This window comes from Streptomyces mobaraensis (assembly GCF_020099395.1).
Taxonomy (GTDB): domain Bacteria; phylum Actinomycetota; class Actinomycetes; order Streptomycetales; family Streptomycetaceae; genus Streptomyces.
The window spans coordinates 5,941,362-5,963,371 of sequence record NZ_CP083590.1; the positions used below are offsets into that span (position 1 = coordinate 5,941,362).

Genomic DNA, 22,010 nt, shown 5'->3' on the forward strand with positions numbered 1-22,010 from the left:
AGCACTCCGCCGGAGCGGAGTCGAGGCGGAGCGCGACCGAGGACGCGGAGAAGCGGTCCACGGAGGCGCGTTCCGCGTGACCGCCTCCGCCGCCGGTGCGGCCGTCGGGAGACGGATCGGCATCGGCCTGATGAACGGGCTGTGGAAGCCCCGCGTGCTGGGCGCCTGGCGGGTGCCCGCGGCGGGGCCGGTCATCATGGCCGTCAACCACTCCCACAACCTCGACGGCCCGATGCTGATGGGGACCGCGCCCCGGCCGGTGCACTTCCTGATCAAGAAGGAAGCGTTCGTCGGCCCGCTGGACCCCTTCCTGCGCGGCATCGGCCAGCTGAAGGTCGACCGCTCCGGCGCCGACCGGACCGCCGTCACCGACGCGCTGGACGTCCTGGCGGCCGGCGGGGTGCTGGGGATCTTCCCCGAGGGCACCCGGGGCGAGGGCGACTTCGCCTCGCTGCGCGGCGGACTGGCGTACTTCGCCCTGCGCTCCGGGGCGCCCGTCGTCCCGGTCGCGGTCCTCGGCAGCGCCGAGCGCAGGAGCCGGCTCGTCCCGGGCCTGCCGCCGCTGCGCGGCCGCGTCGACGTCGTCTTCGGCGACGCCTTCGAGGCCGGCGACGGCAGCGGGCGGCGCACGCGCACGGCGCTGGACGAGGCGACCGTACGCATCCAGCGGCGGCTGAGCGCGCACCTGGCGGACGCCAAGCGCTTCACCGGCCGCTGAACGAAACTTGAGTAGCGGACCCGTCAGGGCCGCCGACGACGAAGAAGAACGAGGAACGGACTCCATGAACGACCAGATCCACACCGGCGACGAGCACGGTGAGCTTGGCGACGCCGAGTACGCGGAGTTCATGGAGCTCGCCGCTCTGGAGGGCTTCGAGGCCGACGAGATCGAGAGCGAGCTCGCCGCCGCCGGCCACGGCCCGCTGCCCGTCCTCGCCGTCGTCGGCCGCCCGAACGTCGGCAAGTCGACCCTGGTGAACCGCATCATCGGCCGCCGCGAGGCCGTCGTCGAGGACCGCCCGGGCGTCACCCGCGACCGCGTCACCTACGAGGCCGAGTGGGCCGGCCGCCGCTTCAAGGTCGTCGACACCGGCGGCTGGGAGCAGGACGTCCTCGGCATCGACGCGTCCGTCGCCGCCCAGGCCGAGTTCGCCATCGAGGCCGCCGACGCCGTCGTCTTCGTCGTCGACTCCGCGGTCGGCGCCACCGACACCGACGAGGCCGTCGTCAAGCTGCTCCGCCGGGCCGGCAAGCCCGTCGTGCTCTGCGCCAACAAGGTCGACGGCCAGTCCGGCGAGGCCGACGCCACCGCGCTCTGGTCGCTGGGCCTCGGCGAGCCGCACCCCGTCTCGGCGCTGCACGGCCGCGGCACCGGCGACATGCTGGACGCCGTCCTGGAGGCGCTGCCCGAGGCCCCGGCGCAGACCTTCGGCACCGCCGTCGGCGGCCCCCGCCGGATCGCGCTGATCGGCCGCCCGAACGTCGGTAAGTCCTCGATGCTCAACAAGGTGGCCGGCGAGGAGCGCGTCGTCGTCAACGAGCTGGCCGGCACCACCCGTGACCCGGTCGACGAGCTGATCGAGCTCGGTGGCAAGACCTGGAAGTTCGTGGACACCGCCGGCATCCGGCGCCGCGTCCACCTCCAGGAGGGCGCCGACTACTACGCCTCGCTGCGCACCGCCGCCGCCGTGGAGAAGGCCGAGCTGGCCGTCGTCCTCATCGACGCGAGCGAGTCCATCAGCGTCCAGGACCAGCGGATCGTCACCATGGCCGTCGAGGCCGGGCGTGCGCTGGTGCTCGCGATCAACAAGTGGGACACCCTCGACGAGGAGCGCCGCTTCTACCTGGAGCGGGAGATCGAGACCGAGCTCGGCCAGATCGCCTGGGCGCCGCGGGTGAACGTCTCCGCGAAGACCGGCCGGCACATGGAGAAGCTGGTCCCGGCCATGGAGACCGCCCTCGCCGGCTGGGAGACCCGGGTGCCCACCGGGCGCCTCAACGCCTTCCTCGGCGAGCTCGTCGCGGGCCACCCGCACCCGATCCGCGGCGGCAAGCAGCCCCGCATCCTCTTCGGCACCCAGGCGGGCACCCGCCCGCCGCGGTTCGTCCTCTTCGCCTCCGGCTTCCTGGAGGCGGGCTACCGGCGCTTCGTCGAGCGGCGGCTGCGGGAGGAGTTCGGCTTCGAGGGGACGCCGATCCACATCTCGGTGCGGGTGCGGGAGAAGCGCAGCCGCAAGAAGTAGGCGGCGGTCGGGCGAGGGGGCTTCCGGCCGGGGGTTCGGGGGTTGCCCCTGGGTAGTGGAGTCGGCCGGGGGTTCGGGGGTTGCCCCCGGGTAGTGGAGTCGGCCGGGGGTCCAGGGGTTGCCCCCGGGTAGTGGAGTCGGCCGGGGGTTCGGGGCTTGCCCCCGGGAGGTCGCAGCCGGTGCGGGTGCGGGAGAAGCGCAGCCGCAAGAAGTGAGCGCGGCCGCGCGCGTCTCGTGGAGCTCGGACGGGCCGTCGTCCCGCCCGGCTCCTGGGGGACGGGGCCCGCTGCCCGGCGGGCGGGTGTTCAGTACCCCCGCCGGCGGCCGTCCGGGTTGCCCGGTGGGAGGGCCTGGAGGCCGCCGCGGCCCCGGCCCTGGGCGGGGTAGCCGTCCCAGCCGTCCGTCCAGCCGGACTGGCCGGGGTAGGGGGAGTGGCCGGTGAGCCGGCCGTAGTAGCCGCCTTGGCCGGTGCCGCCGCCGTAGGGCTGCGGCTGGGGCCCGAAGCCCTTGAACGCCAGTTCCTCCTCGCCCGCCCGGTCGCCGGGGAGCGTCCGGAAGGCCCGGCGGTACTCGGAGCAGAGGGCGTCGTAGATCGGGGTCACCGACTCCGTACGGCCGCGATCGGCTTCGCGGGGTGGGCGCATGCCGGGGATGTAGTTCTGGTACGAGGTCCGGGAAGCGGGTTCGTAAGAGTACACATCCCTGCCAACGACCCCGGGCCGCTTCGGATGCGGGGCGGGCAGCGCCGGGTTACGCGGAAACCGGGGGAATCGGGGTGCGCCGGGTGCACGGCGGGGCGCACGCCGTCGGTCATGTGCCCGCCGTTCGTGCGACCGCCGGTGATATGAGCGCCGGTGATATCACCGCCGCCGACGGTACGGACGACGGCGTGGCCGCCGGTCAGGCGCCCGCCGGCCGGACGCCCGGTGATCGAGCGCCCAGCGCTCACGTGCCTGCCAGCGGCATCGCCGCGCCGACCAGCCGGCCCGAGGCCGCCGCGCGGTCCATCGCCTCGCGGAGCAGGTCCTCGCGCGGCTGCTGGCCGATCGTGCCGACGGGGGCCGCGTACACCAGGACCCGGCCGGTCTTGTTGACCGCCGACCGCCACTCCTCGGCCACCTGCATCGGCTGGTGCGCCTGCCACCAGGCGACCGGCTGCCCTCCGTTGGCGTTCGGCTGGAGGACCGCGTGCAGCTTGCCCATCACCAGCAGCACCGACCAGCCGGAGATGGGGTCGGGCAGCTGGTCGATGGCGGTCACCGGGGCGAAGCCCTGTTCGTTGAGGAGCTCCAGGAAGACGTCGACCGGGCCGGTGGTGCCCGGCCGGGCGATCGGCACCAGCGGTTCCACGACGAGCGCCGGCTGCACCTCCCCGTTGATCAGCAGCAGCCCGCTGGTGACGCCCAGCTCGGCCTGGAGCGGCAGCCCGTCCACGGTCTGCTCGCCGCCCTGCCCGCCCTGCTGCCCGGCGTCGCCGCCGGTGATGGAGCGGACGGCGCCCTGGAGCTGCTCCTCTGAGACCGGCACCACCTGCGAGGGGATGCAGGAGGCGTGCGCGAAGGCCAGGACGGCCGTCTCCTCCCCGACGAAGAGCACCGTGCTGGTGCGCTCCCGCTCGCTGTCGCCGGGCGTGCGGCAGGAGGTGCAGTCGTACGTGCCCGGGGCGTTGTCGCCCCCGAGCAGTCGGTCCGCTTCTTCGTCGCCGATCTCGGCGCGTACTTCGTCGCTGACGTCGAGCATGCGAGGCACGGGGGGCTCCTCGTACTTCCGGTGCGGTTGCGCGCACGCCGGGCGGTTCCCGGCGCGTCACGAAGACAACGGACGACGCGCGGCCGGGGTCACGCCCTGCGCCGGGGCGCTTCGCGGTATCGGGGACGGTGGCCGAAAACACCCGGTCCCGTCATGGAATGCTCATCTTTCCGAGATCGAGTTGATGATCGGGGCCAACCTCCTGATCGTCAGTACGGTCTAATCTTCAGGAGGCGGGCCATGAGGCGCGCACACCGGCTGCGGGGACGAATGCACATCTCATTCCTGATTCACAATGCCTACGGCATCGGCGGCACCATCCGCACCACGTTCAACCTGGCGGGGACGCTCGCCGAGCACCACGACGTGGAGATCGTCTCGGTGTTCCGCCACCGCGACGAGCCCGTCTTCGCGCCGTCCGGCAGCGTGCGGCTGCGCCACCTCGTGGATCTGCGGAAGGACAGCCCCGGGTACGAGGGGAACGACCCGGAGTACGAGCGTCCGGCGACCGTCTTCCCGTCCACCGAGGGCCGCTACAAGCAGTACAGCGCCCTCACCGACCGGCGCATCGCCGACCACCTGCGCGCCCTGGACTGCGACGTGGTGGTGGGCACCCGCCCGGGCCTGAACGTGCACATCGCCCAGCAGGCCCGGCGCGGCATCGCCCGGGTCGGCCAGGAGCACCTGACGCTGAGCACCCACTCGGCGCCGCTGAAGCTGACGCTGCGCACCCACTACCCGCGGCTGGACGCGGTGACCACGGTCACCGAGGCGGACGCGGCGACGTACCGCAAGCTGATGCGGCTCCCCGGTGTACGGGTCGAGGCCGTGCCCAACAGCATCCCCGCCCCGGTCGTCACCCCCGCCGACTCCACCGGCAAGTGGGTCGTCGCGGCCGGCCGGCTGGCCCCCGCCAAGCGGTACGACGTGCTGATCAAGGCCTTCGGCAAGGTCGTCGCCGAGCGTCCCGACTGGCGGCTGCGGATCTACGGCGGCGGCGCCGAGAAGGCCAAGCTGCGCGCCCTCATCGACAAGCTCGGCCTCTACAACCACGTCTTCCTCATGGGTCCCGCTAACCCCCTGGACCCGGAGTGGGTCAAGGGCTCCATCGGCGCCGTCACCTCCAGCCTGGAGTCCTTCGGGATGACCATCGTCGAGGCGATGCGCTGCGGCCTGCCCGTGGTCTCCACGGACTGTCCGCACGGCCCCGGCGAGATCATCGACAACGGTGTCGACGGCCTGCTGGTGCCGGTCGGCAAGACGGACGCCATCGCCGCCGGTCTGCTGAAGCTCATCAACGACGACGAACTGCGCCGCCGGATGGGCCGGGCCGCCCTGGAGAACTCGGCCCGCTTCGACCCCGCCGAGATCGCCGGCCGCTACGAGCGGCTCTTCGCCGAGCTCACCGGCCGCGGCGCGCTGCGCGGCTCCCTGCACCGCACCCGCGGTGCCCTGCTCAGCGGCGCCCTGCGGACCAAGGACGCCGTCCGCCCCGCGCTGCGCCGGGTGCGTGCCGCATGACACCCGTCCCGACCCCCGCCGGGCCCGCGAACGCGGGCTCGCCCGTCCCCGAGGAGTTCACCATCGTGTCTGCCGCGCCGCGCGCCGACTGCATCGCGGATTCCGCGGGCGGACTCACCTTCGACCTCGACGCCCCCGAGGGGGCCGACGCCTCCGGCCACTGGTCGGCGGCGCTGGTGCTGCTCCGCCGGGGCGGCGACGCCGTCGAGAACGCCGACGATGAGGTCCGCCTGCCGCTCACCCCCAACGGCGACGGCCGGCTGCGCGCCGTGCTGCCGAGCACCGTGCCGCTGCCCGAGGGCCGCTGGGACGCGTACGTGGACGCCGGCGAGACGGACCCCCGGCTGCTGCTGCCCGGCCTCGCCGACCTGCGCTCGCTGGTCGACCGCCGGCCGGGCCCGAGCACCTCGCCGCTGGCCGTGCGCATCCCCTACACCACGAAGCACGGCAACCTCTCGCTGCGCAGCTGGCAGCGCGCCCCGCACGCGGAGGCGGGCGACCTCGGGCTGGACGCCAAGGGCGTCACGGTCCACGGCACCCTGCACCGCGTCGAGGACCCCGCGGAGTGGCTGGCCGGGGCGGTGGCCGAGGCCCGCTGCCGCCGGGACCCGGAGCTGGTGTGCGCCGTGCCGCTGGAGACGGCGGGCCAGGCCTTCTCGTTCACCCTCGCCCACCAGGAGCTGTGCGAGCGCTGGGAGGGCGGGCCGGACGCCTGGGACCTGTGGCTGCGGCGTACCGACGGGACCGGGGAGGCCCGGGTCGCGCGGCTGCTGGACGACGTCGCGGAGAAGAAGCAGATCTTCGTCTACCCGGCGCAGCCGGTCGACGCCCCCTACGCGCCTGCCCAGGCCGGGCCGTACTACACGGCCGACAACGACCTCGCGATCCGCGTCGACGAGCGGCCGCCGGTCTCCTGACCCCGCGCCCCCGGCCGGCTCCGTCAGCCGGCCGGGTCCCGCGCCACCTGCGGCTGCTTCCGGGCCGCGGTCTCCGGGTGGTGGAGGTCGAAGGCGGGCGACTCGGAGCGGATCCGGGGCAGGGTGACGAAGTTGTGGCGGGGCGGCGGGCAGGAGGTCGCCCACTCCAGCGACCGGCCGTAGCCCCAGGGGTCCTCCGTCTCGACCCGCCGGCCGTACCGCGCCGTCTTCCAGAGGTTGTAGAGGAACGGCAGCGTCGACAGGCCGAGCAGGAACGAGCCGATGGTGGAGACGGTGTTGAGCGCGGTCCAGCCGTCCGCCGCCAGGTAGTCGGAGTAGCGGCGGGGCATGCCCTCGGCGCCCAGCCAGTGCTGGACGAGGAAGGTGCCGTGGAACCCGGCGAACAGCGTCCAGAAGTGGGCCTTCGCCAGCCGCTCGTCGAGCATCTTGCCGGTGAACTTCGGCCACCAGAAGTAGAAGCCGGCGAACATCGCGAACACCACCGTGCCGAAGACCACGTAGTGGAAGTGCGCGACCACGAAGTAGGTGTCGGTCACGTGGAAGTCCAGGGGCGGCGAGGCGAGGATGACGCCGGTGAGGCCGCCGAAGAGGAAGCTGACCAGGAAGCCCACCGACCACAGCATCGGTGACTCGAAGGACAGCGAGCCCTGCCACATCGTGCCGATCCAGTTGAAGAACTTCACCCCCGTCGGCACCGCGATCAGGAACGACAGCAGGGAGAAGAAGGGCAGCAGCACCGCGCCGGTGGCGAACATGTGGTGTGCCCAGACGACCACCGACAGAGCCGTGATCGCCATGGTGGCGCCGATCAGCATGGTGTAGCCGAAGATCGGCTTGCGGGAGAAGACCGGGATGATCTCGGTGATGATGCCGAAGAACGGCAGCGCGATGATGTAGACCTCGGGGTGGCCGAAGAACCAGAAGAGGTGCTGCCACAGCAGCGAGCCGCCGTTGGCCGCGTCGAAGACGACGGCGCCGAACCGCCGGTCGGCCTCCAGGCAGAGCAGCGCGGCGGCCAGCACCGGGAAGGCCAGCAGGATCAGGATCGAGGTGAACAGCACGTTCCAGGTGAAGACCGGCATCCGGAACATGGTCATCCCGGGGGCGCGCATGCAGATGATCGTCGTCAGGAAGTTCACCGCGCCGAGGATCGTGCCGAAGCCGGAGAGCGCGAGTCCCATGATCCAGAGGTCGGCGCCGACGCCGGGGGAGTGCTCGCCGCCGCTCAGCGGCGCGTAGGCGGTCCAGCCGAAGGAGGCGCCGCCCTCGGGCGTCAGCAGGCTGCTGACCACGATCAGGCCGCCGAAGAGGTAGAGCCAGTAGGCGAGCATGTTGAGCCGGGGGAAGGCCACGTCCGGCGAGCCGATCTGGAGCGGCATGATCGCGTTGGCGAAGCCGGCGAAGGCCGGGGTGGCGAACAGCAGCAGCATGATGGTGCCGTGGGCGGTGAACGCCTCGTTGTACTGCTCGTTGCTGAGGATCTGGAGGCCGGGGCGGGCCAGTTCGGCGCGCATCACCAGGGCCAGCAGGCCGGCGGCGAGGAAGAAGCCGAACGAGGTGATGAGGTAGAGACTGCCGATCTTTTTGTGGTCGGTGGTGGTCAGCCAGTCGACCACGGACGCTCCGGGCCGCCGGTCCTGTTCCGGGACGGCGCTTTCCTCCGCGGTGTCGCTCTCCATCCGTGCCCCCTCGCTCCCGGCGCGCGCTCGCCTGCCCCGCGCGTCCGCTCCGGCTCGTACGGCTCGTCCCCCGTCCCCTGCCCCGGGGCACCCGCCATGATGCTCGCGGGGGCGGGGGCCGCGCGAGGGGGCCTCGACGGCCGGGACGGAGGCTGCGGGCGGCCGCGGGCGGGGTTGACCGGAATTTAATATTCCGCAGAATTCGGCGGAACGCGGCGGCGCCGGTGGCGTTGCGTCCGCAAGGCGGCGGGAATTCCCTTACCGGGGGTAGGGGTGTGGGTTTCCCGGAGGAATGCGGAAGTCGCGGGGTGGGAGTGGTGAATTCCGGGAGCGTTTCCCGTGGGCGTCCTCCGGTGGTGTCCCGGGGGCCGGGAAAGAACCCGCAGGAGTGATGCGGGGCGCGCTAAACGCGGCCCCGGATTTCTGTGACAGAAGTGTGACCCGTGGGGCCCGGGCGACGGCCGGTGCCGGCCCGGCCGGCCCCGGCGGGAGCGGGTGGGGCGGTCCACGGCCAGCCGCGGGCGGGCTACGGTGGCCGCATGGTGCCGCTGCCGAACTTCCCCCAGGACCCCGACGACGACCTCGACGCCTACGCCGGCCTCGACGCCGGACGGGCCGCGGCCCGGGCCCGGGAGCGGGGCTGGACGACCGTCCGCACCCTGCCGCCCGGCGCGGTGATCACCCTGGAGTACGTGGTGGGCCGGCTGAACCTCGAAGTGGCGGGCGGGACCGTCCTGCGCTGCTGGAAGGGCTGAGCGGGCCCGTACATGCCGAAGGGCCGCCCCGGAGTTCCCGGGGCGGCCCTTCGTGTGCGTACGCGCGTTCCGTTCAGCCGACGGTCCGGCCGCGGCCGGTGGCCGGCAGCGGCGGGGTGCGCGGCGTGCGGTCGGCGTGCGGGGGACGGCGGCTGCCCGCCGGGGTGACCGGCGTCCGCTCCGAGCGGGCGGTGTGCGGCCGGGCCGCGGCGCGCGGCCGGGCCTCCGCCGCGCGTCCGGCCCGCCCGGCGCCCGCCGGTTCGCGGACGGGGAGGGCGTCGTCGACGGGCGGGCGGGGCGCCCACAGTCCGACCGGCGTCGCCGCGGCGGCCGGGGCGAGGGCCGCGCCGTGCTCGCGCAGCCGCGCCCAGGCGGCCAGCAGCCAGGTCTCGGCGCGGTCCATCAGCGGCTCGAACCAGGGCAGGGCCAGCAGCACCAGCAGCCCCGCGGTCCAGCCGAGCGTCACGTCGCTCATCCAGTGCGTACCGAGGTAGACGGTGGTCATGCCGACGCCGAGCGCCAGCAGGGCGGCGGAGACGGAGGCGATCCTGCGGGCCCGGGGCGTGGTGGCCAGGTAGGCGAGGACGCCCCAGGTGACCACCGCGTTGGCGGTGTGGCCCGAGGGGAATATGTCGCCGCCGGCGAACATCTCGTTCGAGCCGATGGCGGTGGCGTAGTGCGGCCCGAGCCGCCCCATCCCTATCTTCGCGGCGCCGACGGTCACGTTGAGCAGCAGCAGTGAGGTGCCCAGCACCAGCAGCGGGCGCAGCGTCCCGCGGCGGTGGCAGCACCAGCCGAGCCAGGCGGCCACAGCCACGGCGGTCGGGCCGCGCTGGCCCAGGACCACGAAGTAGTCGAGGAAGGTGTGGATCTCGGGCCACTGCTTGTACGGCCGGAAGAGCATGACCTGCCAGTCGAAACGCACCGGCCAGGACGTGGTGAGCACACCGACCACGATCGCCGCGTAGACCACGGAGGTCGCCACGAAGATGCCCAGGCGGGTTCTGGTCATCCGCGGGCGCGGGGGCTCGGTCGGGCGCTCCTCCGCGGGGACGAGCTCGTCGTTGGTACGCACTCAATCGACGTTACATTGCGTGATGGGAGGGTCCGGCCGATCCCGCCGCTTTGTGATGACGATGTGATGTGGAATGCGTCTCAAACACGACTTTCGGCACGTTTGATACGGCGGATCCGGAACCACGTGCGGGGAAATAAGAAACACCTAAAGAAGGTCCGCCGGGCGGGCCGCCGGGAGGACGGGACATCCTTTAATTAAGTGTGTGCGGATGTTTATCGGTGGGCGGCGGGAGTTCCTCGCGTGCATTTCCGGAGCGCCCGTCCTTCCGGTCCGGTGACCGGGCCGGACGTGGCGGCGGGACCAGGTAAACGATCATGAAAATGATCAGGGCGGTCCCGAGCCGTTCAGCCAGAACGCTCCGTAACAGGCCGCCGCCAGCGCCAGCGCTCCCGCCGTCGCCGCCGCCCGCGCCGTCCGCAGCCGGGCCAGGGCCGTCGCGAGCGGCAGCAGCAGCGGGAAGGCCGGCAGCATCAGCCGCGGCTTGGAGCCGAAGTAGCCCTTCGCGGTCAGCGCCAGCAGCAGCACCGTCCCCGAGTAGACCAGCAGCGGCAGCGGCTGCCCCCGCCGTGCCCCGGCCGCGTACAGCCACACCACCAGCACCACACCCACCAGCAGCCCGACCCCGGCCGGCCAGGCCGCGCCGGTGAACCGGCCGGCGATGAACGAACCGAACGCCACACCGCCGTCGAAGCCGTTGCCCCAGCCACCCTGGACGTCCAGATAGCCGGCCGGGCCGCCGGTCCGCACGCCGACCCAGACGACGTACGCGAGCCAGCCCAGCGGGGCGAGCGCCACCCCGAGCAGCATCCGCCGCGGCTCAGGACGGTCCGACGGCTCCGGACGCCCGTCCCGCCGGAGCAGGGCGACCGCCGCCGTCACCCACACGGCCGCGACCACCGCCGCTCCCACCGGCCGGGTCAGCCCGGCCAGCGCCGCGCACACCCCGGCCGCCGGCCAGCGGCCGGTCAGCACCGCGTACAGGCTCCAGGCGGCCAGCGCCGTGAAAAGGGACTCCGAGTAGGCCATCGACTGCACCACCCCCACCGGCAGCACCGCCCACAGCACCACCAGCGCGACGCCCGCCCGGCGGCCGTGCAGCCGCTCGCCGACCGCGAAGATCCCCGCGGCGGCGGCCAGTGAGGCGACCGCGCTCACCAGCAGCCCCGCGTCCGCCGCCGACAGCGGCAGCACCGCCGACAGCGCCCGCTCCAGCCACGGCAGCAGCGGGAAGAACGCCAGGTCGGAGTGGACCTTCCCGCCGGTCAGGGTCAGCGTGTACCCGTAGCCCTCCTCCGCTATCCGGGAGTACCAGACCGCGTCCCAGCGCCCCGAGAGCAGATGGTGCGCGTCCTTGCCCGTCACCGTCCCCCACAGCGCGAGGACCGCCACCCCCAGCACCCGGACCGCCGCGTACGCCAGCAGCGCCGGCGCGGCACGCCGGAGCGCGCCGGGGACGGCCGGGCCGGGGACGGCCGCCGGTTCGGGACGTACGCCGGAGGCGGTGCGTATGCCGCAGGGGGCGGAAGGGGGAGCGGGTTCGGTCACCGGCCAATTGTCCAGCATCCGGGACGGTGGCCGTCCGCGCCGCGAGGCCGGTGCTGCCGCCGCTGACCTGCCGGGACTCGCGTACGCTGTCGTCTCACTCGTCCCCCGGCACCGCGGCCCACCGTCCCCCCTTCGGGCCCGCGCACGACCGCCGGGACCCGATACGGAGGTGGGTGAATGTCCGGAACGGCGACGGCCCGCCCCCGGTGGACCGCCGGTGTTCCCCGGCAGCGGCAGCGCACCGGAGGGCCCGGCCCCGGGGCCGGTGCCAACCGCTGGGCCGTGCTCGTCGTCCTCTGCGCCAGCCTGCTCCTGGTCGCCGTGGACGCCACCGTGCTGCACGTCGCCGTCCCGGCCGTCTCGGAGGACCTGCGCCCCGGCCCGATCCAGCTGCTCTGGATCGTCGACGTCTACCCGCTGGTCTGCGCCTCGCTGCTGATCCTCTTCGGCACGCTCGGCGACCGGGTCGGCCGGCGGCGGGTGCTGCTGCTCGGCTACGGGCTGTTCGGCTGCGCCTCGCTGCTCGCCGCCTGCGCGAGCCGGCCGGAGGTGCTGATCGCCGCCCGGGCGCTGCTCGGTGCCGGTGGCGCGATGATCATGCCGGCGACGCTGTCCATCCTGCGGCAGGTCTTCCCCGACCGGCGGGAGCGGGCGCTGGCCATCGGCGTCTGGACCGGGGTGGCCGCCGTCGGCGCGGCCACCGGCCCGCTGCTGGGCGGATTCCTGCTCGAACACTTCTGGTGGGGCTCGGTCTTCCTCATCAACCTGCCGCTGATGGCCGTCAGCCTCCCGGTCGGCCGCCGGCTGCTGCCCGAGTCGACGGGCGACGGGAACGGGCCGTGGGACGTGCTCGGCGCGCTGATGGCCGCGTTCGGACTGTTCGGCGTGGTCCTCGGGATGAAGCGGATCGGCGGCGCCGAGCCGCTGTCCCTGCTCACCCTGGTGCCCGCCGCTCTCGGCGCGGCGCTGCTGGTCCTCTTCGTCCGCCGGCAGCGGCGGCGCGAACATCCCCTGGTGGACCTGGACCTGTTCGCCCGGCCCGCCTTCGGGACGTCCGTGGGCTGCATCGTGCTGGCCATGCTGGCGCTGGTCGGCCTGGAGCTGGTCGCCGCCCAGTACCTCCAGCTCGTCCTCGGCCTCACCCCGCTGGAGACCGGGCTGCGGCTGCTGCCGCTGACCCTCGCCGCGATGGCCGCCGGCCTGGCCGGCTCCCGCGTGCTGCACCGGTTCGGGCCGCGCACCATGGTCGCCGGCGGCTTCGTGCTCACGGCGGTCGCGGTCCTGGCCCTCACCGCGATGGGCCGCGAGGACCGGCCCGCCTTCCTCGTCTGCTGCTTCGTCGCCCTCGGCCTGGGCCTGGAGACCACGCTGTTCGGGGCGTACGAGTCGATGCTCGGCGAGGCCCCGGCCGGTGCGGCCGGCGGCGCCGCGGCGATCGGCGAGACCTCGTACCAGCTCGGCGCGGGCATGGGCATCGCCCTGCTCGGCAGCGTGATGAACGCGGTCTACGCGCCCGGAGTGACCGGCGTCCCCGGCGTCCCCAGCGCGGCGGGCGCCGCGGCGGGGCACTCGCTCGGCGAGGCGTACCACGTGGCCGACCGGCTCGGCGGCCCGCCGGGCGCCGCGCTGCGGACGGCGGCGCGGGACGCGTTCGTGCACGGGCTGCACATCACGCTGGCGGTCAGCGCGGTGATCCTGCTGGCGGGGGCGGTGGCGGCGCTGCGGCTGCCGCGGTCCGCGGAGGGGGAGCAGGGCGCGGAGCAGTAGGGCGCGGAACCGGCGCGGAGTACGCGGAACCGGCGCGGAGTAGGCGACGGCGGGTGGAGGGCGGCGGTCGTCGCCGTTTGTCGGTCGCCGGTTGCCAGTTGCCCGTTGCCGGTCGCGGTTTGCCGGAGGTCAAAGGTCGGCCCCGGACGCCGGGTGGCGCGCCCGGCCGGTCGTCCGCGGAGGTCACAGGGGTTCGCTCTGGACGGGGCGGTTACCGGCCCGTAGCGTCTGAGCGAGCCGCAGGACCGCACCCAGGTGGAGGGGGCCATGCCCGCCATGCCCGACCAGCCCGTCGAGGCCGACCAGCCCGTGACGCCCGCCGGGCCCGACCGGCCCATCGCGCCCGACCGGCCCGTCAGGCCGGCGAAGCCCGCCGCGTTCGACCCGTACGACCCGCTCGGCCTCGACGACCTGCTGACCGACGAGGACCGCGCCGTCCGCGCCACCATGCGGCAGTGGGCGGCCGACCGCGTCCTGCCGCACATCGCCGAGTGGTACGAACGCGGCGAACTGCCCGGGATCCGCGAGCTCGCCCGTGAGCTGGGCTCCCTGGGGGCGCTCGGGATGTCGCTCACCGGCTACGGCTGCGCCGGCGCGAGCGCCGTGCAGTACGGGCTGGCCTGCCTGGAACTGGAGGCGGCCGACTCCGGTGTGCGCTCCCTGGTCTCCGTGCAGGGCTCGCTGGCGATGTACGCCATCCACCGCTTCGGCTCCGAGGAGCAGAAACAGCGGTGGCTGCCGTCGATGGCCGCGGGCGAGACGATCGGCTGCTTCGCGCTCACCGAGCCCGACCACGGCTCCGATCCCGCCGGTATGCGCACCTACGCCAAGCGCGAGGCCGGCGGCGACTGGGTGCTCACCGGCCGCAAGATGTGGATCACCAACGGCTCGGTGGCCGGCGTCGCCGTCGTCTGGGCGCGGACCGACGAGGGCGTCCGCGGCTTCGTCGTCCCCACCGACCGCCCCGGTTTCTCGGCCCCCGAGATCAAGCACAAGTGGTCGCTGCGCGCCTCGGTCACCAGCGAGCTCGTCCTGGACGGGGTGCGGCTGCCCGCCGACGCCGTCCTCCCGGAGGTCACCGGTCTGCGCGGGCCGCTGAGCTGTCTGAGCCACGCCCGGTACGGCATCGTCTGGGGCGCGATGGGCGCGGCCCGGGCGAGCTTCGAGGCGGCGCTGGACTACGCGCGGACCCGGGAGCAGTTCGGCCGGCCGATCGGCGGCTTCCAGCTCACCCAGGCCAAGCTGGCCGACATGGCGGTGGAGCTGCACAAGGGGATCCTGCTCGCCCACCACCTGGGGCTGCGGATGGACGCGGGACGGCTGCGGCCGGAGCAGGTGAGCTTCGGGAAGCTGAACAATGTGCGGGAGGCGATCGAGATCTGCCGTACCGCCCGGACGATCCTGGGGGCCAACGGGATCTCGTTGGAGTACCCGGTGATGCGGCACGCGACGAACCTGGAGTCGGTGCTCACCTACGAGGGGACGGTGGAGATGCACCAGCTGGTGCTGGGGAAGGCGTTGACGGGGATCGACGCGTTCCGGTGAGGGCGCGGGGCCGGGTTCCGCCGGGGCCCCGGGCTCGTCCTCAGGCGCCGGAGGGGTGCTCGCCCGACGCGTGAGGACACGCGGCCTGTGGTGCCGCGTCGGCCGGGCCTGTCGCTGTGCGCGGGCCGGCCGGAGGGGTCAGCTCTGGTTGAAGAAGCCCCCGTTCACCCGGCCCACCGGCTCCCCGTTGACCACCTTGTAGTCGGCGGGGGTGAGCAGGAAGACCCGGTTGGCGACCCGCTCGATGGAGCCGCGGAGGCCGAAGGTCAGACCGGCCGCGAAGTCCACGACCCGCTTGGCGTCGCTCGGTTCCATCGCGGTGAGGTTGACGATCACCGGGACGCCCTCGCGGAACAGCTCGCCGATGCCGCGGGCGTCGCGGAAGCCGTCGGGGGTCACCGTGGCGATCCGGGTGCCCTGTTCCTGGGCCGCCTCGTCGGCGACGCGGACTCTCGGGCTGGTCACCCAGGAGTCACCGGGCTCGGGCCCCTCGGCGTACTCGTCGTCGTAGTAGCGCTCGTCATCGCTGTCGTCGACGAGGCCAAGCCAGGCACTCGCCTTACGCACCGAACCCATGGACGCCTCCTCTCACACGCGGTGTGTTCCGCCCGCCCCTCTATGGTCGTCCATGATGCGGATGGTGTGCCAAGTGGATAGGGGCCAAGCGAGGATTTCGTGACGCATCTGGTGCAAAGCAGGTGGCGATGCGTCAGAAACCCCGAAGCCCCCGAAGCGAGCCCCCCGCTCGGCCGTGACCGGCCTGCACCGAGCCTATGGCTAGGATGCGCCAGTTGCTCGGCACCAACACGGGGGCGTCATTGTTCGGAATCATCAGGCCGTGTCGGCATCGGCTCTCGGAGGCCATGCGGACGGAGTGGATGGCTCATCTGTGCGGTCTCTGCCTGGCTTTGAGGGGAGATCACGGGCAGTTCGCCCGAATAGCTACGAACTATGACGGATTGGTGATATCCGTCCTGGTCGAGGCGCAATCCCCGTGCCGGGCCGGGGAGACGGCGGGGTGGCGACGGAAGGCCGGGCCCTGCCCGTTGCGCGGGATGCGCGGTGCGTCGGTCGCCACCGGCGAGGGCGCGCGGCTGGCCGCCTCCGTCTCCCTCGTCCTCGCCTCCGCGAAGCTGCGCGACCACGCCGCCGACGGGGACGGGGCGATGGCCCGCCGCCCGGTGGCCGCGGCGGCCCGCCGGGTCGCCGCCTCCTGGGACCGCGCGGGCGCCCGCACCGGCTCCGACCTGGGCTTCGACACCGCGCTGCTGGTCGACGCGGTCGAGCGGCAGACCGGCCTGGAGGCTCTGGCCGGGCCCGGCACCCCGCTGGTCTCGCTCACCGAACCGACCGAGACCGCCACCGCCGCCGCCTTCGGGCACACCGCCGTCCTGGCCGGACGGCCGGAGAACCGGGAGCCGCTGGAGGAGGCGGGCCGCCTCTTCGGACGGCTCGCGCACCTGCTGGACGCGGTCGAGGACCTGGAGGCCGACGCGGAGTCGGGCGCCTGGAACCCGATCGCCGCGACCGGCACCGGCCTCGCCGACGTCCGGCGGCTGTGCGACGACGCGGTGCACGGCGTGCGGCTCGCGCTCGCCGACGTCACGTTCGCGAGCAAGGCCCAGGGGCGGCTCGCGCACCTGCTGCTCGTCCACGAACTCCCGCGCGCCGTCGACCGGGCGTTCGCCACGGAGGGGTGCGGGCATCACGGGCACGGGCAGGGACGGGTGGCGGATGGGAGCGGGGGTGACGAGGCAGGAGTGCGGGCCGCGTTCGGGCCGCCGCCCGTCATGCCGCCGCCGCCCGCGCCGCCGGAGCCCCCGCGCCGCGGCCGGCGGCGCGGACTGCTGGCCGGATGCGCGGTGTGGGCCGGGCTCTTCTGCACCTGCCAGGTGTGCTGCCGTGATCCGTACCACGACCCGTGGAACGGGGAGCCGCGCGAGGGGTGGTGCCACAAGTGCGACTGCGATGACTGTAGCGATTGCGGTGATTGCTGCGACTGCTGCGGCAACTGTTGTTCTTGTGGGGACGGTTGTGGGTGTGACGGCTGCGGGTGCGACTGCTGAGGGCTGACGGCCGGCGGCGGGTGTGACGGCGGTAGGTGTGACGGCCGCGGGTGTGACGGCGGCGCCTCTGTGGGGACTTGGGCTTCGCCCGGAGCGTGGTGCCTTCGGCCGTGCCGGGCGTTGCCTGTTGGGCGAGGGGTGTACGGGGTGAGGGGGACGGATGGGTGTCCATCCGGCGGGGAAGTGCCCGGAACGACCGGTTCGACCCTTGCGCCCGGGGCCGCCCGGCCGAATACTCCGTCCGAGCGTGCAGAGCTGAGCATGCGGTCACCGGCGTGTAGTCACCGGCGTGTAGTCACCGGTGTGCAGCCACCAGCGTGAGGACAGCAGCGTGAGGAACAAGCGCACCGCCCGCACCACCGTCCCCGCCGCCCTCGTCACCCCGTCCGCCAGAAGAGCCGCCGCCCTCGTCGCCGCGCTGCTCGCCGTCTCCGCCTTCGCCGCCGCCCCCGCCGGGGCGGCCCCCGGCGCCCCCGAAGTGCCCTCCGCCGCCCGGCTCACCGCGGTGAGCACCGCGGTCGGGGAGGCCGACGTGCCGGGCACCGCCTGGGCGGTCGACGAGCGGACCCACGAGGTCGTCGTCACCGCCGACGCGACCGTCCCGGACGAGGGCGTCGACCGGATCAGACGGGCGGCCGGGCCCGACGCCGACGCGATACGCGTCGAACGCGCCCCCGGGGCCTTCCGGCCGCTGATCGCCGGCGGCGACGCGGTGCACGCCGGCGACTGGCGCTGCTCGGCCGGCTTCAACGTCCGCAAGGGCAGCACGTACTACTTCCTCACCGCCGGCCACTGCACCCAGGGCAAGCCCGCGTACTACGCCGACCCCGGGCACCGCATGTCCGTCGGTCCCACCGCCGCCAGTACGTACCCCGGAGCCGACCACGGCCTTGTGCGCTACGCCAACGGCTCGCTGCCCCACCCCTCCGCCGTCGACCTCTACGACGGCCGCTCCCAGCGGATCACCTCCGCCGCCACGCCCCGCGTCGGACAGAGCGTCCGCCGCAGCGGCTCCACCACCGGGGTGCGCGGCGGGCGGGTCACCGGGCTGAACGCCACGGTCAACTACGGCAACGGGCAGGTCGTCCGGGGCCTGATCAAGACGGACGTCTGCGCGGAGCCCGGCGACAGCGGGGGCGCCCTCTTCTCCGGCTCCACCGCGCTGGGCCTGGCCTCCGGCGGCAGCGGCGACTGCCACAAGGGCGGGACGACCTTCTACCAGCCCGTCGTCGCGGCGCTCGACGCCTACGGCGTCCGCCTCTTCTGAGCCCGGTTCCGGGCCCGGGCGCCCGCTCCCCACACGTGCCCTCCCAGGGCTCGACCCAGGGTCCGGCGGGGCCTACCGTGGACATATCACCTGTCGTGGGACACAGGGGGCCGTGATGGTCGAAGACCTCGTGGTGGCGGTCGTGGCCGCGGCGTCCGCCGGAGCGGTGTACCTGATGGCGGCGGCCCGAGTGGTCAAGCAGTACGAACGCGGTGTGGTGCTGCGCCTGGGCCGGCTGCGCAGCGAAGTCCGGCCACCGGGCTTCACCTTGATCATTCCGGGCGTGGACCGGCTCCGCAAGGTGAACATGCAGATCGTCACCATGCCCGTGCCCGCCCAGGAGGGCATCACCCGCGACAACGTCACCGTCCGGGTCGACGCGGTCGTCTACTTCAAGGTCGTCAACGCGGCCGAGGCCGTCATCCAGGTCGAGGACTACCGTTTCGCCGTCTCGCAGATGGCCCAGACCTCGCTGCGTTCGATCATCGGCAAGAGCGACCTGGACGATCTGCTGTCCAACCGGGAGAAGCTCAACCAGGGCCTGGAGCTGATGCTCGACAGCCCGGCCATCGGGTGGGGCGTGCAGATCGACCGGGTGGAGATCAAGGACGTCTCGCTGCCCGAGACGATGAAGCGCTCGATGTCGCGGCAGGCGGAGGCGGAACGGGAGCGCCGGGCGCGGGTGATCAACGCCGACGCGGAGCTGCTGGCGTCGAAGAAGCTGGCGGAGGCCGCCGCGACGATGTCCGAACAGCCGTCGGCCCTCCAACTGCGCCTGCTCCAGACGATCGTGGCGGTGGCGGCGGAGAAGAACTCGACGCTGGTGCTGCCGTTCCCCGTGGAGCTGCTGCGGTTCCTGGAACGGGCGGGGGCGGGGGCGCCGACGGGTGAACGGGGACCCGGGGCGCGGGGGTCGGGCGAGGCGCGGCGGGTGGACGGACCGGACGCCGACGCCGACGCAGGGGAGCGGGCGGTGGAGGAACGGGCCTCGGCGGAACGGGCGGTGGAGGGGCGGAGCGCTGTGGAGCAGGCTCTCGGAGGGCGGGCCGTCGAGGGACGGGCGTCGGAGAGGTGGACGGTCGAGGACTGGGACCCGAAGGGGCGGCCGGCCGGGGAACGGGTCGCCCGGGAACGGCCCCCGGAGAACACCGGTGAATCAGCCATCGGTGAATCGGCCACCGGTGAACCGGGCTCGGATGCAACGGAGTTGGGCGACGGCGGGCCCGCGACGAGGCGGGAGGCCGGCGGGCCCGGCGACGGCTGAGCCCCCAGGCCCTCCAGGTCCCCCAAGCCCTCCAAGTCCCCCAGGTCCCGCGTGCCGCCCAGGTTCCCAAGGCTTCCTCAGGGCTCCCGGGCTCCTCAGGGCTCACGGGTTCACTCGGAGTGCACAGGTTCCTCGGGCCCCGGGCCACCCCGTCCTCGGCCGCCGCTGCGGGCACGCGGCGCATGGGCATGCACGCGACCGGAAGTCGCCCTTGTGCTCCCCCACTCCGGGTGGGGACACTCGGACGCACGAACTTGGCATGGACGCGACCCCCGCCCCTCCGGGCGGGAGGACCTACTACCGGCCGCTGCCTCCGGACACCCCGGATGTCCCCGATGCCCCCGATGTCGCGGGCGCCGGGCGCCCGCGACGGCCGAACTCCCGGGACGGACGCGGGTGTCACCCGCTCCGGCCGGCCATGGGCGGCGGCCCCCGGACACACCTCCACGGTGTCCGGGGGCCGCCTCACGCGCGGGGCCTACGGGCTCACGGCCCGGCCGGCGTCAGAACTCGAAGACGGTGCCCTTGCCCGCCTTCATCTCGCACGGGTTGGCGAAGGTGTGCTCGTACTTGACGCGCTGGCCTTCCCAGACGCCCTCCGCCGTCACGACGAACGGGTTCCACTCCTTGGTGCAGGCCGTGCCGGACTTGACCTTGGTGATCTCCTCGAAGTTGCCGTTCGCGGCGCGCAGTTGGTCGCAGGCCCCACGGGCGTCCGGGTGGGTACCGCTCGGCTTGGGCATGCAGGTGAGGGTCACCGCGCGCTGGATGCCGGCGGAGGCTGCCTTGTCGCCCTGGCCGACGGTGAGTACCAGTGCCGAGGGTGCGTACAGGCTCTGCTGGGCGGCGGGTGCGGGCGCGGGCGTCGCGCTAGCGGTGGCCCCGGCCCCCACCAGGCTGCCCAGGATCAACGCTGATCCCAGGGCGATCCCCCCAGTGATGTACCGCATTCCGAACACTCCCTTGTTCGTGGGTTCCGATAACGCTCGGAAGTTTGGCCCAAGCGCAGAGTGAACGCACATGGATCGATCGCTTTCAGTCGCTGGTTGAAAGCGTTGTGTAGTGGCGCGTTTCCGCTGTTCGCCGAGGGGTGGGAGGGGCGTCGCATGCGATCGGGGTATCGCGGAGTGTCCGGTCTGCCGAGAATGGGGGGATTTAATGTTTCAGGAGTATTGACCTGCGGTAATCCCTTGCCATCGTTGATCGGACTTTAACTCCCCCTTGGAAACTAAGGATTGACAGGGCGTCGATTCGCTGATTCTGGAGTTCAGGGCGGAAGGTTCGGCTCCGGGGAGGGTCCGGCCGAAAAGAGGGCCGCCCGGGGCGGGGGAGGGATTCCGGACGCCTCGCGGATGGCTCGCTAATGACCGAAGAGGGGCCATCCCGACCGTCTGGTATGGCTGTTCAGGTCACCTGGCGGTCGATTCCTGTTCGCCGAAGCCCCCGTTCTGTTCGGCGGTGGTCTTCTTCCGTTCACGGATGATCGCGCCCACCCAGGTGACCGAGGCACCGGCCACCGCCCAGGCGGAGAGCACCAGAAGGGGGCAGGTGAGGGCGTTGCCGTCGAAGTAGGCGAGGGAGCGGGCCGACCAGGTGCCGGCGCCGGGCGGCAGCGCCGGGCCGATCGCCCGCCAGAAGGGCGGCAGCAGGGGATAGGGGTAGGCGCCGCCCGCGCTCGGGTTGCCGAGGACGACGACGATCGCGATCGCCAGCCCGATGCCGACGACGCCCGCCAGGCTCTGCAGGGCCAGGGTGAGGGCGCCCACGGCGAACACCACCAGCGTCCCCAGCCCCCACAGCGGGGCGACCCCGGCCGGCAGCGCGTCCAGGACCGGCCCGGTGACGACCGCGCCGAGCAGTCCGGAGACGGCCGCGTAGACCGCGAGCGCGGCCAGCCGGATGACGGCGCGGTGGCGGTTGGCGGGCCGGGCGCCCGCGCTGATCGCGAGGATCGCGGCGCACAGGTACCCGCCCACGCACCAGCCCACGACGAGGTAGAACGAGGTCAGCCCACGGGAGTCGCCGGCCGCGGCGGGGGCGGCGTCGACGGTCTTCACCGTCCGGTGCTCGGCCGCCTCGGCCCGGGTGACGACCGCCTCGGCGGCCTGCGCGAGCGAGGCGCCCGCACCGCTCGCCACGAGCAGGGTGTCCTTGGTGCCGCGCGGGTCGACCACCAGCGCCGCGTCCAGGTCGCGCTCCCGCAGCCCCCGTTCGGCCGCCGCCCGGCCGGCCTTGACCTCCGGGTCCAGCGGATCGCCCGGCAGCCGCCCCAGCCGGTCGGCCAGCGAACCGGCCACCTGCCGGGGCGCCACCACGCCCAGCCGGATGTCCCGCGGCTCCGGGTGGTGGAAGGCCCCCACGTAGGAGGCGATGAACGCGAGCTGGAGGACGAGGACGCCGGTCACCAGAAGGGCGGCCCGGCCGGTGACCGCGTCGCGCACCTCCCGGACGAAAGAGCTCATGTCCCGAGGGTGGGGGGCGGGGAAGGGCGGCGCAGGCGGGGGCGGGCCGATCGGGGGACTCGAGGGCGGGAGGCACGCGGGGTGTTCGCTCGCGTGTTCGTACGGATGTTCGATGACGTGGTTTATGGTGG

At 73.4% G+C, this 22,010-nt stretch carries 18 protein-coding genes; 10 read left to right on the forward strand and 8 right to left on the reverse strand.

The annotated features are described in order from the left end of the window. Positions 1-130 precede the first annotated feature (130 nt). Together K7I03_RS26260 and der are read left to right on the forward strand one after the other, a co-directional pair. Positions 131-718 carry a lysophospholipid acyltransferase family protein gene (locus tag K7I03_RS26260; protein WP_221903365.1) on the forward strand — a complete coding sequence of 196 codons (588 nt, stop codon included), beginning with the start codon at positions 131-133 and terminating at the stop codon, positions 716-718. 64 nt (positions 719-782) lie between these two features. Then, complete coding sequence (der, locus tag K7I03_RS26265; protein WP_185944592.1) at positions 783-2,243, forward strand: ribosome biogenesis GTPase Der; 1,461 nt, start codon at positions 783-785, stop codon at positions 2,241-2,243. A gap of 305 nt (positions 2,244-2,548) precedes the next feature. Here der and K7I03_RS26270 read toward each other — a convergent pair whose 3' ends face one another. Both K7I03_RS26270 and K7I03_RS26275 read right to left on the reverse strand, forming a co-directional pair. Continuing rightward, positions 2,549-2,887 carry a hypothetical protein gene (locus tag K7I03_RS26270; RefSeq protein WP_185944593.1) on the reverse strand — a complete coding sequence of 113 codons (339 nt, stop codon included), beginning with the start codon at positions 2,885-2,887 and terminating at the stop codon, positions 2,549-2,551. Positions 2,888-3,188: 301 nt separating this feature from the next. After that, complete coding sequence (locus K7I03_RS26275) at positions 3,189-3,992, reverse strand: hypothetical protein (protein ID WP_185944594.1); 804 nt, start codon at positions 3,990-3,992, stop codon at positions 3,189-3,191. 270 nt (positions 3,993-4,262) lie between these two features. Here K7I03_RS26275 and K7I03_RS26280 point away from each other — a divergent pair, with 270 nt between their 5' ends. Together K7I03_RS26280 and K7I03_RS26285 are read left to right on the forward strand one after the other, a co-directional pair. Then, entirely contained in the window at positions 4,263-5,513 is a 1,251-nt protein-coding gene (locus K7I03_RS26280; protein WP_185944703.1) for a glycosyltransferase family 4 protein, read from the forward strand. After that, positions 5,510-6,430 (forward strand): hypothetical protein, encoded by a 921-nt coding sequence (locus tag K7I03_RS26285; protein WP_185944595.1) that lies wholly within the window; start codon positions 5,510-5,512, stop codon positions 6,428-6,430. The genes K7I03_RS26280 and K7I03_RS26285 overlap by 4 nt, the downstream gene beginning before the upstream one ends. Positions 6,431-6,453: 23 nt before the next feature. On the opposite strand, the gene ctaD is transcribed toward K7I03_RS26285, so the two are convergent. Beyond that, positions 6,454-8,130 carry an aa3-type cytochrome oxidase subunit I gene (gene ctaD / locus K7I03_RS26290; RefSeq protein WP_185944596.1) on the reverse strand — a complete coding sequence of 559 codons (1,677 nt, stop codon included), beginning with the start codon at positions 8,128-8,130 and terminating at the stop codon, positions 6,454-6,456. A gap of 539 nt (positions 8,131-8,669) precedes the next feature. Between ctaD and K7I03_RS26295 the strand changes: the two genes are divergently transcribed. Then, the gene (locus tag K7I03_RS26295) at positions 8,670-8,885 is read left to right on the forward strand and encodes an I78 family peptidase inhibitor (protein WP_185944597.1); all 216 of its coding nucleotides are present in this window, start codon (positions 8,670-8,672) and stop codon (positions 8,883-8,885) included. A 73-nt stretch (positions 8,886-8,958) separates the two neighbouring features. Here the strand turns inward: K7I03_RS26295 and K7I03_RS26300 are convergent, their stop codons facing one another. Both K7I03_RS26300 and K7I03_RS26305 read right to left on the reverse strand, forming a co-directional pair. Continuing rightward, positions 8,959-9,960 carry a phosphatase PAP2 family protein gene (locus K7I03_RS26300; RefSeq protein ID WP_185944598.1) on the reverse strand — a complete coding sequence of 334 codons (1,002 nt, stop codon included), beginning with the start codon at positions 9,958-9,960 and terminating at the stop codon, positions 8,959-8,961. Positions 9,961-10,287: 327 nt separating this feature from the next. Further along, a complete protein-coding gene (locus K7I03_RS26305; protein WP_398857982.1) occupies positions 10,288-11,508 on the reverse strand; it encodes a glycosyltransferase family 39 protein in 1,221 nt (406 codons plus the stop codon). Positions 11,509-11,685: 177 nt separating this feature from the next. On the opposite strand from K7I03_RS26305, the gene K7I03_RS26310 reads away from it, so the two are divergent. Then, on the forward strand, positions 11,686-13,275 hold the full coding sequence (locus K7I03_RS26310) for an MFS transporter (RefSeq protein WP_185944599.1): 1,590 nt from the start codon (positions 11,686-11,688) through the stop codon (positions 13,273-13,275). Positions 13,276-13,542: 267 nt separating this feature from the next. Next, positions 13,543-14,820, forward strand: a complete 1,278-nt coding sequence (locus K7I03_RS26315) for an acyl-CoA dehydrogenase family protein (protein ID WP_224347222.1) — start codon at positions 13,543-13,545, stop codon at positions 14,818-14,820. A 138-nt stretch (positions 14,821-14,958) separates the two neighbouring features. Here the strand turns inward: K7I03_RS26315 and K7I03_RS26320 are convergent, their stop codons facing one another. Further along, positions 14,959-15,396, reverse strand: coding sequence for a cell division protein SepF (locus K7I03_RS26320; RefSeq protein ID WP_004949241.1), 438 nt, complete (start codon positions 15,394-15,396; stop codon positions 14,959-14,961). Between the two features lie 242 nt (positions 15,397-15,638). Here K7I03_RS26320 and K7I03_RS26325 point away from each other — a divergent pair, with 242 nt between their 5' ends. From K7I03_RS26325 to K7I03_RS26335, 3 genes are all read left to right on the forward strand, one after another. Beyond that, complete coding sequence (locus tag K7I03_RS26325) at positions 15,639-16,886, forward strand: DUF5685 family protein (protein ID WP_185944706.1); 1,248 nt, start codon at positions 15,639-15,641, stop codon at positions 16,884-16,886. 331 nt (positions 16,887-17,217) lie between these two features. Beyond that, complete coding sequence (locus K7I03_RS26330; RefSeq protein WP_185944600.1) at positions 17,218-18,153, forward strand: S1 family peptidase; 936 nt, start codon at positions 17,218-17,220, stop codon at positions 18,151-18,153. A 115-nt stretch (positions 18,154-18,268) separates the two neighbouring features. Then, on the forward strand, positions 18,269-19,417 hold the full coding sequence (locus K7I03_RS26335) for an SPFH domain-containing protein (protein ID WP_185944601.1): 1,149 nt from the start codon (positions 18,269-18,271) through the stop codon (positions 19,415-19,417). A 503-nt stretch (positions 19,418-19,920) separates the two neighbouring features. On the opposite strand, the gene K7I03_RS26340 is transcribed toward K7I03_RS26335, so the two are convergent. Beyond that, entirely contained in the window at positions 19,921-20,367 is a 447-nt protein-coding gene (locus tag K7I03_RS26340) for a subtilase-type protease inhibitor (RefSeq protein WP_185944602.1), read from the reverse strand. A gap of 459 nt (positions 20,368-20,826) precedes the next feature. Continuing rightward, positions 20,827-21,879: a YhgE/Pip domain-containing protein gene (locus K7I03_RS26345; RefSeq protein WP_185944603.1), complete on the reverse strand. Its 1,053-nt coding sequence runs from the start codon at positions 21,877-21,879 to the stop codon at positions 20,827-20,829. Positions 21,880-22,010: the final 131 nt, after the last annotated feature.